This is a genomic window from Streptococcus zalophi (assembly GCF_016481285.1).
Taxonomy (GTDB): domain Bacteria; phylum Bacillota; class Bacilli; order Lactobacillales; family Streptococcaceae; genus Streptococcus; species Streptococcus zalophi.
This window is the reverse complement of sequence record NZ_JAENBP010000001.1, coordinates 233,409-249,000: the sequence shown is the minus strand read 5'-3', so window position 1 is coordinate 249,000 and position 15,592 is coordinate 233,409. Positions and strand designations below refer to the sequence as shown.

Genomic DNA, 15,592 nt, shown 5'->3' with positions numbered 1-15,592 from the left:
AAGCTGCTATAATGTCGATACTTTTTTTGTTATAATCAAAGGGACAAGCATGAGTCTGATGTCATTGTTTTTTAGAGTATTTTCTAATTATTTTTTATTTAATCATTAATCTTTCTCAATTTAAAACTGAGTTTTTATATCCTTAAAAGGAATGACTATAAGAAATTATCTAATCAAATATGATAGTTCTTTTCTGAATGTTCCAATAGATGTTTAGGAATTTTTAAGCTTTCAGGTTTAGTCTAGAAAATAAGCTGGTTCCTAATGAAAAACAGTTTATAAAAGACTGAAAATATGTTAGAATAAAGGTTATGACTAATGATTTTAACCACACAACAGTTCTCTTAGAAGAAACGGTTGATATGTTACATGTTAAGCCAAATGGTATATATGTAGATGCTACTTTAGGAGGTTCCGGGCATAGTAAGTACTTGCTTTCAAAGCTAAGTATTAAGGGACATCTGTACTGTTTTGATCAGGATCAGACTGCTATTCATAATGCCAAAAAAGAACTTAAACCCTTTATTCAAAAGGGGCAAGTGACTTTTATTAAAGATAATTTTAGAAACCTCAAACAAGCCTTATTGGCTTATGGTGTCACAGAAATTGATGGCATTCTCTATGATTTGGGAGTATCAAGTCCTCAACTTGATCAGCGTGAACGTGGTTTTTCTTATAAAAAAGATGCACCTCTTGATATGCGCATGAATCAAGAGGCTAAGCTATCAGCTTATCATGTTGTTAATCATTATGATTACCATGACTTAGTTCGTCTCTTTTTTAAATATGGGGAAGACAAGTTTTCAAAACAAGTCGCTAGAAATATCGAAAAAGCGAGACAAATAAAGCCTATTGAAACAACAACAGAATTAGTTGATATCATTAAAGCCAGTAAACCAGCCAAAGAATTAAAGAAAAAAGGTCATCCGGCCAAACAACTTTTTCAAGCGATTCGTATTGAAGTTAACGATGAGTTGGGTGCAGCTGATGAGTCTATCCAACAAGCTTTGGAGATGTTGGCTGTTGATGGCTATATATCTGTTATCACCTTTCATTCTTTAGAGGATCGTTTAGTCAAACAATTATTTAAAGATGTCAGTACTGTTGATGTGCCAAAAGGTCTTCCTTTTATTCCAGAAGGAATGAAACCTCAGTTTGAATTGGTTAATAAAAAACCAATCTTGCCACAACCAAAAGAATTAGAAAACAATAATCGTTCCCACTCGGCTAAATTACGAGTGGCCAGAAGAATTTGGAAATAAAGCTAATGAATGAAAAAAAGAATGAAGTCATCATTAATGTGATTCAAAAAAGAATCAAAACATTTACGAGAATTGAAAAAGCCTTTTATGGTGCCTTGATTATCACAGCAATCGTTTTATCTGTTGGTATTGTTTATATTCAAAGTCGAAATTTTCAGCTTCAGCAAGAAATTTCACAACTAAATAAAAAAATTAACAACCAAAAAGATGAGTTTGATAATGCTAAACAAGAAGTTAATGAATTAACACGTTATGATCGCATTTCTGAAATTGCTGAGGAGGCTGGTTTAACCATTCAAGGCGGAAATAGTCAGAAGGTGGAGTGACATGAAAAATTTGAAAAAACGATTTTTACAATATGTTACCAAAAATAGGAAAAGTCCTTCTGCCAATAGAGAACATGTTGGTCAAAATATGATGATCTTAGCCATTTTTATCTTTCTAGTCTTTATGATAAATTTTATTATTATCATTGGAACAGATAGTAAATTTGGTGTCGATCTTTCTGAAAAAGCAAAAACGGTTTATCAAACGACTCAAAAAGTTCAGGCCAAAAGAGGTTCGATACTTGATAGAGTTGGTGAAGTTATTGCAGAAGACTCAACGACCTATTCTATTTATGCTGTTATTGATAAAAATTATGTTTCGGTTAATGATGAGAAATTATATATCCAATCTTTTCAATATGATAAGGTGGGAGATATATTAAAAGAATATCTTGATATTGATAAGGACTATGTTATTGAGCAACTAAAAAGAGATGCCTCACAGGTGTTATTTGGTCCAAAAGGAGACAATATCTCTTATGGTGTGATGACAGAAATCACCAAAGCGATGGAAAATGCTAATATTCAAGGTATTGGATTTACCACAAGTCCTGGAAGAATGTATCCAAATGGTGTTTTTGCCTCACAATTAATCGGCTATACAACTGTTAAAGAAGATAAAAATGGTAGTAAAACTCTCACAGGTTCTGGAGGATTAGAATACACTTTAAACGATATTTTGTCAGGAACAGATGGTGTTGTGACCTATCAAAAAGATAAAAATGGCAATACTCTTCTTGGAACAGCAACAACTGTCAAAAAGGCACTAGATGGTAAAGATGTCTACACCACTTTATACGCACCTCTTCAAACCTATCTAGAAGCCCATATGAATGTATTCCAAGAAAAGGCTAATGGTGTTAATGCGAGTGCAACAGTTATTAACGCTAAAACTGGAGAGATTTTAGCCACAACTCAACGACCAACCTATGATGCTGATACTAAAGAAGGTTTTGGTGTTGAAGGTTTTGAATGGCAAAACCTGCTTTATCAAACTAGCTATGAACCTGGCTCAACTCTGAAAGTCATGACCGTTGCTTCTGCTATAGATAATAAAACCTTTAACCCAAATGCAACCATTGATAACAGTAATGGGATAACAGTTGCAGATACAACCATTCAGGACTGGGATATTAATGACGGTAGTTCTCAAGGAACAGTCAGAAACTTTGTTCAAGGCTTTGCCCATTCTAGTAATGTCGCGATGACGCAATTAGAGCTTAATATGGGACATGATACTTGGTTAAATTATCTAGAGAAGTTTCGTTTTGGTATTAGAACACGCTTTGGTATGGGCTACGGTAATGTGCAAGAAAATCCTGGAAAAGTTAACTCTGATAATGTTGTTACGACAGCAATGAGTTCGTTTGGACAAGGGATAAATGTTTCCCAAATTCAAATGCTAAGAGCTTTCACCGCTATTTCTAATGATGGTGTCATGCTACAACCAAAATTTATCAGTCAAATCTATGACCCAAATACTGACTCATCCCGTGTCGGAAAAACCGAAATTGTGGGCAATCCTGTTTCTGCGGAAGCCGCTTCTCAAACACGTGATTATATGATAACTGTTGGAACGGACCCTATTCATGGAACACTTTATAGTCAAGACTATGGTCCAGTCATTCAAGTTGGTAATGAATCAGTTGCAGTAAAATCAGGAACAGCACAAATTGCTAAAGAAAATGGAACTGGTTATTTAGAAGGGGAATTAAATAACCTTTACTCGGTTGTCGCTATGGTTCCTGCTGACGAACCTGACTTTATCATGTATGTAACTTTACAACAACCTGAACATTGGTCATTTCTTTTCTGGCAAGATTTGGTTAATCCTGTTTTAGAAGAAGCAATGTCAATGAAGCCAATCTTGACAGAGCCAGTAGTTTCTGTTTCAAATAAAAAGATGGTTTATAAGCTTCCAAAAGTTATCGGGGAAGACCCAGGTAATATTTCTGATGAATTGCACCGTAATCTTGTTAGCCCTATTATTTTAGGGTTAGGAGATAAAATTGAAAAAGCTTCTGTAAAAAAAGGAACAGAACTTAAAGAAAATCAACAAATTTTATTGTTGACTAATAGTTTTGATACGTTACCAGATATGTATGGCTGGACCAAAAAGAATGTTGAACAGTTTGCCAAATGGCTTGACATTGAAATTACTTTTAATGGAAGTGAAGAAGGAACAGTTATCAAACAGAGTAAAGATATCGGAACTAGTTTGGAAAAACTAAAAAAATTAACAATTACACTAGGAGATTAGTATGTTACTAAGTCTAGCAGCGGGGATTTTCGCTTTTCTAGCAACAGCCTTATTAATACCACATTTTATTCGTTATTATCAGTTGAAAAAAATTGAGGGTCAACAAATGCATGAAGATGTGAAACAACATCTAGAAAAAGCGGGCACTCCAACTATGGGAGGAACAGTCTTTTTAGTTGTTTCTTTCATTATTTCAACACTACTAACCTTATTCTTTTTTAGAGGTGATAAGGTAGATACTAATGCTGTTCTAGGTATTCTACTAGTCATATTAATCTATGGCGCTATAGGCTTTTTTGATGACTTTTTAAAGATTTTCAAAAAAAGAAATGAGGGTTTGACAGCTCGTCAAAAACTAGTCCTCCAAATTTTAGGAGGCATTATCTTTTATGTTTTGTACATGCAAGGTAATGGTACAAATTCTTTAAATGTTTTGGGGATTTCTATCCCACTAGGTATTTTTTATGTCGCTTTTGTTCTATTTTGGTTGGTTGGTTTTTCAAATGCAGTCAACCTAACTGATGGCATCGACGGTTTAGCTTCTATATCAGTTGTTATTAGTTTGTTAACTTATGCAGTTATCGCTTTTAAACAAGAACAATTAGGCATTCTCATGGTCATTTTAACTATGGTTGGATCTTTACTTGCTTTTTTTATCTTCAATAAAAAGCCTGCTAAAATTTTCATGGGAGATGTCGGAAGTTTGCCCCTTGGGGCTATGCTTGCAGCCATTTCAATTGCCCTCCATCAAGAATGGACACTCTTATTAATTGGTATTGTCTATGTTTTTGAGACCAGTTCAGTCATGCTTCAAGTCGCTTATTTTAGATGGACTAAAAAAAGAACAGGTCAGGGTAAAAGAATTTTTCGTATGACACCTCTACATCATCATTTTGAATTAGGTGGTTTTACCGGACGAGGAAATCCTTGGTCAGAATGGCGAGTGGATGTTGTGTTTTGGGGGATAGGTCTACTTGCCGGCCTTATTACCTTAATGATGTTATATGTTTAAAACCAAACAGCAGTTATCTGCTGTTTAATTTGTTATCGTATAGGTAATAAGAAGAGAGGAAAAAATGTTATTTAAAGAATTTAAATTTAAAGATTATATTAATGACGCCTTGATTGATTTAGGATTCAAAGAACCAACAGAAGTTCAACGAAAATTGATTCCAATCGTTAAATCAGGAAAAGACTTGGTAGGAGAGTCTAAAACAGGCTCAGGGAAAACACACACTTTTTTGCTTCCAATTTTTGAAAAGCTTGATGAAACTAATGATAAGGTTCAAGTCGTTATTACAGCTCCAAGTAGAGAGCTTGCTACACAAATTTATGATGCAACACGCCAAATTGCTCAATTTTCTAAAACACCTATTCGTATTGCAAATTATGTAGGTGGAACAGATAAACTAAGACAAATTGATAAGTTGAAAAGCAATCAACCACATATTGTTATTGGAACGCCAGGCCGTGTTTATGATTTAATAAAATCAGGAAATCTTGATATTCATCTTGCACATACTTTGGTGATTGATGAAGCTGATATGACTTTAGACATGGGCTTTTTAGAAACGGTTGATCGCATCGCTAGTCATCTACCAAAATCAGTTCAAATCTTAGTTTTTTCAGCCACAATTCCAGAAAAGCTAAAGCCTTTTTTGAAAAAATATTTGACACAACCTGTGATTGAAAAAATAAAAACAAGCACAGTGATTGCTGATACTATCGAGAACTGGTTGATTTCAACTAAGGGACGTGAGAAAAATAATCAACTTCTAATGTTAATTAAAGCTCTTCAACCATACATGGCTATGATTTTTGTGAATACCAAGGAACGTGCTGATGAACTCCATGCTTTTTTATCAGCAAATGGCTTGAAAGTTGCTAAAATCCATGGTGGTGTACCCCCACGTGAACGAAAGCGTTTGATGGCACAAATTAAAAAATTAGATTATGAATACATTGTAGCAACCGATCTTGCAGCAAGAGGTATTGATATTGAGGGTGTTAGTCATGTTATTAATGATGCAATTCCTCAAGATTTATCCTTCTTTGTTCATCGTGTTGGGCGAACAGGTAGAAATGATTTAAAAGGGACGGCTATTACACTTTATCAACCAAGTGATGATTCTGACATTCGTGAACTTGAGAAAATGGGAATTCGTTTTATCCCTAAAGTCATTAAAAATGGTACTCTTGAAGACACTTATGACCGTGATCGACGTCTCAATCGTGAAAAAAAACAAGAAAAATTAGACATTGAAATGATTGGTCTAGTTAAGAAGAAAAAGAAAAAAATTAAACCTGGTTATAAAAAGAAAATCAAATGGGCTGTTGATGAAAAACGTCGTAAAGAAAGACGAGTGGAAGCACGTGCCAAGAATAGGAATGCAAGAAAAGCAAAAAAACAAAGTTTTTAATCAGACATTTTTTCTAGATTAAAAAAATTATTCTAACAATATATAAGAAGAAAAGCTTGGGACAGATTGATAGCAAAAGCAATTAATATCTGTTATAATTTGACTATTGAATGAGGAACTAGTTTAGGTGAGAATATGCTAATAGAAGTATTTAGTCTTTATTTACAAGGCTTAGTAGCAGCAGTGGTGGTGGTTTGTTTATTACTAGCAATATGGATGCTTTTTAGAGTTTTAAAACGAAAAGACAAAACAGCGGTGGAACGACAGGCTGCTTTATATGATGCTTTTTTAATAGCTATTATTACTATTCCAATCTTATCATTTGCTTTTATGGCAGTGATTCTGATGCTTAAGGCTTAGATAACCTCATTACTAATAAAAACAATAATTCATAGAAAGAATGATAGGTAAAAACATGTATGATTTAATTGTCATTGGTGCAGGTCCTGCTGGGATTACTGCGGCACTTTATGCAGCTAGAAGTAATTTAAAAGTAGCAACAATTGAACAAGGGGCACCGGGTGGTCAGATGAATAATACCGCAGATATTGAAAATTATCCGGGATTTGAATTAATTTCTGGTCCAGAATTATCAATGAAAATGTATGAACCACTGGATAAAATGGGAGTTGAAAACATTTATGGTATTGTGACCACTGTCGAAGATAAGGGTGACTACAAGATTGTCAAAACAGATGACAAAACCTATGAAACAAAAACAGTGATTGTCGCAACAGGATCTAAACATCGTTTGTTAGGAGTTCCTGGTGAGGATACTTTTAGCAGTCGTGGTGTATCTTACTGTGCTATTTGTGATGGTGCATTCTTTAGAGATCAAGATTTACTAGTTGTTGGTGGTGGTGATTCTGCTGTTGAGGAATCTGTCTTTTTAGCAAGGTTAGCTAAAAGTGTTACGATTGTTCATCGTCGTGACGAACTTCGTGCTCAAAAGGTACTTCAAGACAGAGCTTTTGCTAATGATAAAATTAAATTTATCTGGGACACAGTGGTCAAGGAAATTAAAGGAGATGATGTCAAAGTCAAAAGTGTTGTTTTTGAAAATGTAAAAACAAAAGAAATCACAGAACAAGAATTTGGTGGTATCTTTATCTATGTCGGTCTTGATCCAGTTTCAAACATGGTCTCTGACTTAGGTATTACTAATGAAGACGGTTGGATTATCACTGATGAGAACATGAAAACAAGTATCCCAGGTATCTTTGCTGTAGGTGATGTGCGTCAAAAAACTTTTCGTCAAATAACGACCTCTGTTGCAGATGGTGCCGTTGCGGCACAAAATGTTTATCAATATGTGATAGAAAATAGCTAATTTTTGTCAAAAAGAATACCTATTTTTCTCAACAATTGATGCAATATCTGCTAATTAAAAAATCTAAGAAAGAATAAAAACACGGGATTCCCGTGTTTTTTGTCTTATGTTATAATAGTAACAAGATAAAAGAGGAGAAAAATATGTATTCAGACGATAGTTTAAGTTTACACACTGATTTGTATCAGATTAATATGATGCAAGTTTATTTTGAAAGAGGTATTCAAGATAAAAAAGCGATTTTTGAAGTCTTTTTTAGAAAGCAGCCGTTTAATAATGGCTATGCTATTTTTGCAGGGCTTGAGCGAATTGTTAATTACCTAAAAGAGCTCAAATTTTCAGAAAGCGACTTAGCTTATTTAAAGGAATTGGGTTATCCTCAAGATTTTTTAGATTATCTTGCTGATTTTGAATTGCAACTAACAGTGAGATCTGCTAAAGAAGGAGATTTAGTTTTTGCTAATGAACCCATTGTCCAAGTGGAAGGACCTCTAGCTCAATGTCAATTGATTGAAACGGCTCTTCTTAACATTGTCAATTTTCAAACGCTAATTGCTACCAAAGCAGCACGTATTAGATCAGTCATTGAGAATGAACCATTACTTGAATTTGGTACTCGTCGTGCGCAAGAAATGGATGCTGCTATTTGGGGGACAAGAGCAGCGGTTATCGGTGGTGCTGATGCGACAAGTAATGTTCGAGCAGGTAAAATTTTTGATATTCCTGTTTCAGGAACTCATGCTCATTCATTTGTTCAAGCTTATGGCAATGACTATGACGCTTTCATAGCTTATGCCAAAACGCATAAGGATTGTGTCTTCTTAGTAGATACTTATGATACTCTTCGTCTAGGAGTGCCATCTGCCATAAGAGTTGCTAAAGAACTTGGTGATAAGATTAACTTTAAGGGTGTTCGTATCGATTCTGGTGATATGGCCTATCTTTCCAAAAAAGTGAGACAACAATTAGATGAAGCAGGTTTTCCCGACGCCCAAATTTATGCTTCAAACGATTTGGACGAAAATACTATTTTAAACTTAAAAATGCAAAAAGCAAAAATTGATGTTTGGGGTGTGGGAACAAAACTAATCACCGCCTATGATCAGCCCGCCCTTGGTGCGGTTTATAAAATTGTTGCCATTGAAGATGAAAATGGGCAAATGCGAGATACCATTAAGCTATCCAATAATGCCGAAAAAGTATCAACACCAGGTAAAAAACAAGTTTGGCGTATTACAAGTAGAGCAAAGGGTAAGTCTGAAGGAGACTATATTACTTTTTCAGAGACAGATGTGAACCAATTAGATAAAATTGAAATGTTCCATCCTGTTTATACCTATATTAGAAAAACTGTTGAAGATTTTGAAGCCGTTCCATTACTAATTGACATCTTTAAAGAAGGTCAACTAGTTTATGACTTACCAAGTTTAACAGATATCAAAAACTATGCTAGAAAAGAGTTTGAGCAACTTTGGGATGAGTACAAACGTGTGCTCAATCCTCAAGATTATCCAGTTGATTTAGCACTTGATGTTTGGCAGAACAAAATGGACTTAATCGATCGCGTGAGAAAAGAAGCCTTTTCCAAAGGAGTAGATAAATGACCCTACAAGAAATTATTATTGAACAGCTTGGTGTTAAACCACAAATAAATTCTAATGATGAAATCAGAAGATCCATTGATTTTTTAAAAAATTATTTAAAGAAACATTCCTTTTTGAAAACCTATGTTTTAGGTATTTCAGGAGGCCAAGATTCGACACTAGCCGGGCGTCTTGCACAAATGGCAATAGAAGAATTAAGACAAGAAACAGGAGATTTAAGTTATCAATTTATCGCAGTCAGATTACCTTATGCCGTTCAAATAGATGAAGCAGATGCTCAAATGGCACTTGACTTTATCAAGCCAGATAAACTGATCACCGTTAACATTAAAGAGTCAGTTGATGCTCAAGTGAGTGTTTTAAAAGAAGCAGGTATTAGTATTTCTGATTTTAATAAGGGAAACATCAAAGCACGTCAACGGATGATTACACAGTATGCTATTGCAGGAGAAACATCAGGAGTTGTGATAGGAACTGACCATGCGGCAGAAAATATTACTGGTTTTTTCACTAAGTTTGGTGATGGTGGTTCAGACATCTTACCTCTTTTTCGTCTTAATAAAAGACAAGGAAAAAGTCTTCTAAAAGAGTTAGGAGCAAATCCTGCCTTGTATGAAAAAGTACCAACGGCTGATTTAGAAGATAATAAACCAGGTCTGTCAGATGAAGTGGCGCTAGGTGTTACTTATAACAATATTGATGATTATCTTGAAGGTAAAGAAATTAATCAAGATGCTCAAGCCAAAATTGAAGCTTGGTGGCAAAAAACACAACATAAACGGCATTTACCAATTACAATTTTTGACGATTTCTGGAAATAAGAGGATTAAAGAGGTTAGGAGAATAGTTACCTAACCTCTTATTTTTTAAATGTTTTAAAGATTATATGAGACTTTCATCTAATAGGTAATCATCAGTGTTAGTTATATTTTTAGAGAAATGGACAATTTAATTCTCAACTCAAAAAAATTTTTTCTTTTTTGCAGAGTTTTACTATTTATGATTGATTTGTTATAATATAGATTGCAGTTTAATATATTAAGGAGTTCATACAAGTGAAGAAATTCATCCCCATTATAATGCTTTTAACACTGTTATTTTCGACTATTTCACCAGTTTTTGCAGATGAAACTACTGAAGATCTTGTAACGCTAGCAAGACAAGCTGGTTATGAAGTAGATGAAATCAATAAGCCGAAAGCCTCTATTACAATGGATGCAGATACAGGTGAGGTTTTATGGGCAGAAAATGCTGATGCTCAAAGAGATCCAGCCAGTATGTCTAAGATGATGACTCTTTATCTATTATTTGAAGAACTACAAAAAGGTGACTTAACCCTTGATTCTACCATTGTTGCCACAGAAACAGATCAAGCCATCAGTCAAATCTATGAAATTAGTAATAATAATATTGTCGCAGGTATTGCCTATCCCATTAAGGATTTGATTACAATGACAGTTGTTCCTTCTTCAAATGTCGCAACTATCATGATTGCAAATTATTTGTCACAAAATAATGCCTCTGATTTTATTGACAAAATGAATGCTAAAGCAAAAGAATTGGGCATGACAAATACACAATTTAATAATGCCAGTGGTGCTGTAGCTTCTGCCTTTAATGGTTATTATAGTCCTGAGAGATATGATAATACAGCAACCAACCTAACAACAGCAAAAGATTTTGCAACCCTTGCTTATCATTTTTTGAAGAATTTTCCAGAAATTGTGAATTATACTAATCAAACTAATGTAACGGTAATGGCTGGAACGCCATATGAGGATCATTTTATCTCTTACAATCATTCCTTACCTGGTGGTGCCTATCCTTTTGAAGGGGTTGATGGTCTTAAAACAGGCTCAAGTCCTTCAGCAGGTTTTAATGCAATGACAACAGCTAAACAAGGAGATAAACGCTTGATTGTTGTTGTTATGGGTGTTGGAGATTGGTCAGATCAAAATGGAGAATTTTACCGTCACCCTTTCATAAATACCTTATTTCAACAAGGTTTTATAGAAGCACAAAAAAGAGAAGAACTAGCACAGCAAACCACTCAAGAAACCTCTGATAATAACCAAATGGTACAGGCAAATACTTTTTCTGAACAATCATCTTTTGATCATCTGTTACCTGTTCTATTTATTGTTGGAACAGCTATCATTTCTCTTTTAGGGATACTTATTTATCTTTTAATCAAAGAAAAACATGAAAAAAGGATAAAATAAAATAAAAAAAGTCATGAAAATGACTTTTTTTATTGTGTTCCTGTAGTTATTTCTTCACTTACAACCGTTGTTTCTTGGGTTTCTTCTTGAGTTGTTGTTTCCTCAGTAGTAGATTCTTCAGTTGTAGATTCTTCGGTTGTTGTTTCTTCAGTAGTTGTAAAGGTATTGGTATTGTAGCTTCCTCTTAGATAGAGAAAATCACCACTACGATATAATCCCGTTGGCATCTGCCAGTCTTCATTACCGTCTTGAGTCAGATAAGTCATCATATAACGATAAACTCTAGCAGCAATATTCAGCCCATCACCATACACTGGTGTTAAACGATCTCTATAGCCTGTCCAAACGGCCATAGCGTACTGAGGGGTATAACCAACAAAGTTTTCATCAGGAGCCATGGTGCCAACTGAATAAGGATTGATACCTAATCTTTCTTCAATGACGCTTAGTTCTTGATCGGTATAGTTAGAAGTACCCGTTTTACCAGCTTGATAAATTCCTGGTATAGCAGCTTCTGTTCCTGTACCATAGGTGAGAACTTTTTTCATCATATCAGTCATCATATAAGCAGTAGTCTCTTCCATAGCTTTACTACCACTATCCTCATAGGTTTTGACCGTACCATCATTAAATTCAATTTTATTGATATATTGTGGTTTGTAATAGATACCACCATTGGCAAAGGCTGCGTAGGCTGCTGCCATTTTCTCACTACTAGCACCGTATTGTGCTTCGCCACTACTTGTATTACTAGAAATGGCATTAGAATAAAGCATTTGAGGGTAGTTAATATTGAGTTTTTCTAAAAAGTCTTGCGCTTTTTTTAAACCGGTTGCTTCTAAGGTTTTAACAGCAGGAACGTTTCGTGATTGGACAATAGCTGTTTGCATTGTCATCCAGCCATAGTATTGTCTATCCCAGTTGAATAATTGATTAGAAGTTCCTGGCCAATTATAAGCAGAGTCATTAAGCGACTGTGCTGTTGAAGTATAAACCCTATTTTCAATAGCCGGTGCATAAGCAGAGATAGGTTTCATAGTTGACCCCCAGTCTCTATCTGTTAAAACAGCTTGATTTGTTCCAAATGAGACATTGGGATCTTGATTACGAGCACCCAATTGTGCGATGACTTTACCATTTGTTACATCAATAATTGTTGATGCCACTTGAAAATCAGCATCTGGATAGTTAATATAGGTGTCTGAATTATAAATATCCCAGAGATAGCGTTGAGCATCTATATCAACATTAGTATAGACTTTTAAACCTGCAGAGAAAATATCTTGTTGCGTTTCTTTTTCAACTTCAGAAATAACTTCTTTCAAGTAATTATCTAAATATTTAGGATAACTATTATTTTCTTTTAATTCTTGCAAGCCATCAGTAACAGGTGTTGCAAGAGCTTCTTCATACTCTTCTTTAGTGATGTGTTTTAATTCATACATTTGACCTAAAACGATGTTTCTTCTAGCCTGAGCGGCTTCAGGATTTCCATAAGGATCATACTGACTAGGTGCTTGAGGGATTCCTGCTAAAAGAGCTAATTGAGCAACACTCAATTCAGTCAAATCTTTACCAAAATAAGATTTGGCAGCTGTCAACATACCATAATTACCATTTCCCATATAAACTTTATTGATATAAAAGGTTAAGATTTCTTCTTTTGTATATTGTCTTTCCATCTGAAGAGCTAGCCATGCTTCTTGAGCTTTTCTTTTCAATGTTTGGTCAGCTTCACTGGTTGAAAAATAAGCCAATTTAATCAACTGCTGATCAAGCGTTGAGCCCCCTTGGGTTGTTGAACTCGTTAAATTGTGAAGGGCAGATCCAACAATACGATAGATATCAATTCCTCTATGATTAAAGAAACGATGATCTTCAATGGCAGTAATCGCATTAACTAAGCCAATAGGGATATTATCAGAAGACACACTTTCTCTTTTTTCAGACCCTAAGTCAGCGATAAGATTGTCGTTTTTATCAAACACCAAGCTTGAGCTAGTTGCATTGAGTTTTTCTTCTGACAAAGTAGGAGCACTACTAACGTAGTAAGCAAATAACAATCCACCAGCAATTATAGCCAAAATAACTAGACTGACACCAATGCTGATAGCATATTTTAAAAATTTAATAACTTTTTTCTTATTAATGGGAATCACCACCTAAAATAAAATGTTCAATAATATCTAAATAAGGAATTTGGGGAAAAGCCTGTGTTTCAATCTTAAAACCATTTTTTTTGATATAATCAAGAGGAATAGATTTACTGCCATTATCGATTTGATAAAAATCAACAAGGTAGGATGCAGGCAGATAATAGGTTTCCTTAAGAGATGAGAAATGAAGAAGGACAAAACAAATACCGTCTTGTTCAATTACTTCTTTCATATGTTGAATTTGATGTCTATGAAAATTTTTCATAGGCATAGCCGTTTTTTGCCTAGTCTCTTTGGCTTCAAAATCGATATAATGTCCCTTATAGACACCAGAGTAGTCAGTTGTTGAGGCTTGTCTAAAGTAAGCTTCAACAATTTTAGCTCGGCTCCTTTGAGGGTAATTGACCTTAACAATCTGAACTGGCGTGGGTTTTTTATGTATTACTGCCAGATGATGTGCTAGGTAGTAATTATTCGTACTATTTATTGCTGATTCAAAAGACATACCTCTGTTGGCAAAGTTAACAGTTTTTAGTGTCTGTTTTTTTGCAGTTGCCTTACGAATAAGCTTATGAGGATAGTTAACCATGAGACTCCTATACCTAGTTCTACTTATATGATAACATAAAGTACTAACATTATAACATATTTTTAAATAAGGAGACAAATGATGACTGTGATTCTTGTAACTGGCTATGGTGTATCAGAATTAGGGATTTTTAAAGATAATGATATTCGGATAAATATCATTAAAAAAGTAATAAAAAAAGATTTTATTGATTTTATAGAAGAAGGAGTAAGCTGGTTTGTTTTTACAGGTCGCTTAGGCTTTGAGTATTGGGCTTTAGAAGTTGCAAAAGAGTTACAAAAAGATTATGATTTCAAGATAGCAACGCTCTTTTCTTTTGAGAATCATGGACATCAGTGGAATGCTGCCAATCAAGAAAAATTACAACAATTTAAAACAGTTGATTTTTTAAGGTACAGCTTTCCTTATTACGAAAATCCTCAGCAATTGACGCAATTTAATCACTATTTACTAAATAATACCAAAGGTGCTTATCTTTTTTATGATGAAGAGAAAAAGACAAATTTGGATTATCTGTATCAGTTGATGAAAAAAGAAAAAGATTATTTTATCCACCAATTAACCTTTGAAAGACTCAATAATATTGTTGAAGACTTAGAGTAAATACTTGATTTTTTATCTAATTTTCGGTATGATTGAAATGATAGAGAATTTAATTATTCTTATAAATATAGAGATGTTTGGAGAAAGATATGGCAGGTATAAAGTTAAGTCCTAAAGATATATTTGAACAAGAATTCAAAACAAGTATGCGTGGTTATGATAAGGATGAAGTTAATGAATTCTTAGATGACATTATTAAAGACTATGAAAACTTCATGGCTCAAATTCAGGCACTACATAAAGAAAATGAAAAATTAAGAGATCAAGTAACTCAAAATAGAATTTCTGAGGCATCGTCATCTCATTCTGAATTATCACGTGTTTCAACTTCAGCAACCAATTTTGACATCCTAAAACGGATTAGTCGTCTTGAAAAAGAAGTTTTCGGAAAACAAATTATCGAATAATTAGACATTAAAATGTACCAATAGAGTACAATACTTTGCAATTTTTGGATAATCGCATGATTTTTATAAATTATGAGGAAAGTCCATGCTAGCACCGGCTGTGATGCCGGTAGTGTTTGTGCTAGGTGAAACAATAAGCCTAGGGATGTTTTTAACATTACGGCGACCCAAATAGCTAAGTCTAAGATATGCTAAAGTAGGTCTTAAAGTGCCACAGTGACGTAGTTTTTGTGGAAACGCAAAAAATGGAACGCGGTAAACCCCTCAAGCTAGCAACCCAAACTTTGGTCGGGGCACGAGATAGATGGAAACAGAACGTACTATCTTGACTGTTTAACAGTAGACAGATGATTATCGAAAAAGACAAGACCTAGTTGTCTTTGGAACAAAACATGGCTTATAGAAAATTGCAT

12 protein-coding genes, 1 other RNA gene and 3 pseudogenes are annotated in these 15,592 nt (G+C 34.4%); 14 read left to right on the top strand and 2 right to left on the bottom strand.

Annotated features, from left to right (window positions below; all coding sequences use genetic code 11):
* The first annotated feature begins 311 nt into the window (after nucleotides 1–311).
* The 10 genes from rsmH to JHK64_RS01060 all read left to right on the top strand — a co-directional run bounded on the left by rsmH (nucleotide 312) and on the right by JHK64_RS01060 (nucleotide 11,424).
* Complete coding sequence (gene rsmH / locus JHK64_RS01105; protein WP_199567154.1) at nucleotides 312–1,262, top strand: 16S rRNA (cytosine(1402)-N(4))-methyltransferase RsmH; 951 nt, start codon at nucleotides 312–314, stop codon at nucleotides 1,260–1,262.
* 5 nt (nucleotides 1,263–1,267) lie between these two features.
* Complete coding sequence (ftsL, locus tag JHK64_RS01100; RefSeq protein WP_199567153.1) at nucleotides 1,268–1,588, top strand: cell division protein FtsL; 321 nt, start codon at nucleotides 1,268–1,270, stop codon at nucleotides 1,586–1,588.
* Between the two features lies 1 nt (nucleotide 1,589).
* A complete protein-coding gene (gene pbp2x / locus JHK64_RS01095; RefSeq protein ID WP_199567152.1) occupies nucleotides 1,590–3,848 on the top strand; it encodes a penicillin-binding protein PBP2X in 2,259 nt (752 codons plus the stop codon).
* Between the two features lies 1 nt (nucleotide 3,849).
* Complete coding sequence (gene mraY, locus JHK64_RS01090; RefSeq protein ID WP_199567151.1) at nucleotides 3,850–4,860, top strand: phospho-N-acetylmuramoyl-pentapeptide-transferase; 1,011 nt, start codon at nucleotides 3,850–3,852, stop codon at nucleotides 4,858–4,860.
* 64 nt (nucleotides 4,861–4,924) lie between these two features.
* On the top strand, nucleotides 4,925–6,268 hold the full coding sequence (locus JHK64_RS01085; protein ID WP_199567150.1) for a DEAD/DEAH box helicase: 1,344 nt from the start codon (nucleotides 4,925–4,927) through the stop codon (nucleotides 6,266–6,268).
* Between the two features lie 135 nt (nucleotides 6,269–6,403).
* Nucleotides 6,404–6,628 carry a DUF4059 family protein gene (locus JHK64_RS01080; RefSeq protein WP_199567149.1) on the top strand — a complete coding sequence of 75 codons (225 nt, stop codon included), beginning with the start codon at nucleotides 6,404–6,406 and terminating at the stop codon, nucleotides 6,626–6,628.
* 55 nt (nucleotides 6,629–6,683) lie between these two features.
* Entirely contained in the window at nucleotides 6,684–7,598 is a 915-nt protein-coding gene (gene trxB, locus JHK64_RS01075) for a thioredoxin-disulfide reductase (protein ID WP_199567148.1), read from the top strand.
* A gap of 143 nt (nucleotides 7,599–7,741) precedes the next feature.
* Complete coding sequence (locus tag JHK64_RS01070; RefSeq protein ID WP_199567147.1) at nucleotides 7,742–9,202, top strand: nicotinate phosphoribosyltransferase; 1,461 nt, start codon at nucleotides 7,742–7,744, stop codon at nucleotides 9,200–9,202.
* Nucleotides 9,199–10,023, top strand: a complete 825-nt coding sequence (nadE, locus tag JHK64_RS01065) for an ammonia-dependent NAD(+) synthetase (protein WP_199567146.1) — start codon at nucleotides 9,199–9,201, stop codon at nucleotides 10,021–10,023. The genes JHK64_RS01070 and nadE overlap by 4 nt, the downstream gene beginning before the upstream one ends.
* A 234-nt stretch (nucleotides 10,024–10,257) precedes the next feature.
* Nucleotides 10,258–11,424, top strand: coding sequence for a serine hydrolase (locus JHK64_RS01060; RefSeq protein WP_425507299.1), 1,167 nt, complete (start codon nucleotides 10,258–10,260; stop codon nucleotides 11,422–11,424).
* A 169-nt stretch (nucleotides 11,425–11,593) separates the two neighbouring features.
* Here JHK64_RS01060 and pbp1a read toward each other — a convergent pair.
* Nucleotides 11,594–13,580: pseudogene (pbp1a, locus tag JHK64_RS01055) on the bottom strand (penicillin-binding protein PBP1A); the annotation flags it as partial.
* A complete protein-coding gene (gene recU / locus JHK64_RS01050; RefSeq protein ID WP_199567144.1) occupies nucleotides 13,570–14,169 on the bottom strand; it encodes a Holliday junction resolvase RecU in 600 nt (199 codons plus the stop codon). The gene recU and the pseudogene pbp1a, both read right to left, overlap by 11 nt.
* A 78-nt stretch (nucleotides 14,170–14,247) precedes the next feature.
* On the opposite strand from recU, the gene JHK64_RS01045 reads away from it, so the two are divergent.
* From JHK64_RS01045 to rnpB, 4 genes and pseudogenes are all read left to right on the top strand, one after another.
* The gene (locus JHK64_RS01045; RefSeq protein ID WP_199567143.1) at nucleotides 14,248–14,772 is read left to right on the top strand and encodes an SLOG family protein; all 525 of its coding nucleotides are present in this window, start codon (nucleotides 14,248–14,250) and stop codon (nucleotides 14,770–14,772) included.
* A gap of 89 nt (nucleotides 14,773–14,861) precedes the next feature.
* A pseudogene (gene gpsB, locus JHK64_RS01040) lies at nucleotides 14,862–15,116 on the top strand (cell division regulator GpsB); the annotation flags it as partial.
* Nucleotides 15,090–15,179 (top strand): annotated as a pseudogene (locus JHK64_RS07555) (cell division regulator GpsB); the annotation flags it as partial. The pseudogenes gpsB and JHK64_RS07555, both read left to right, overlap by 27 nt.
* 40 nt (nucleotides 15,180–15,219) lie before the next feature.
* Nucleotides 15,220–15,584: RNase P RNA component class B (rnpB, locus tag JHK64_RS01035), an RNA gene on the top strand.
* Nucleotides 15,585–15,592 lie beyond the last annotated feature (8 nt).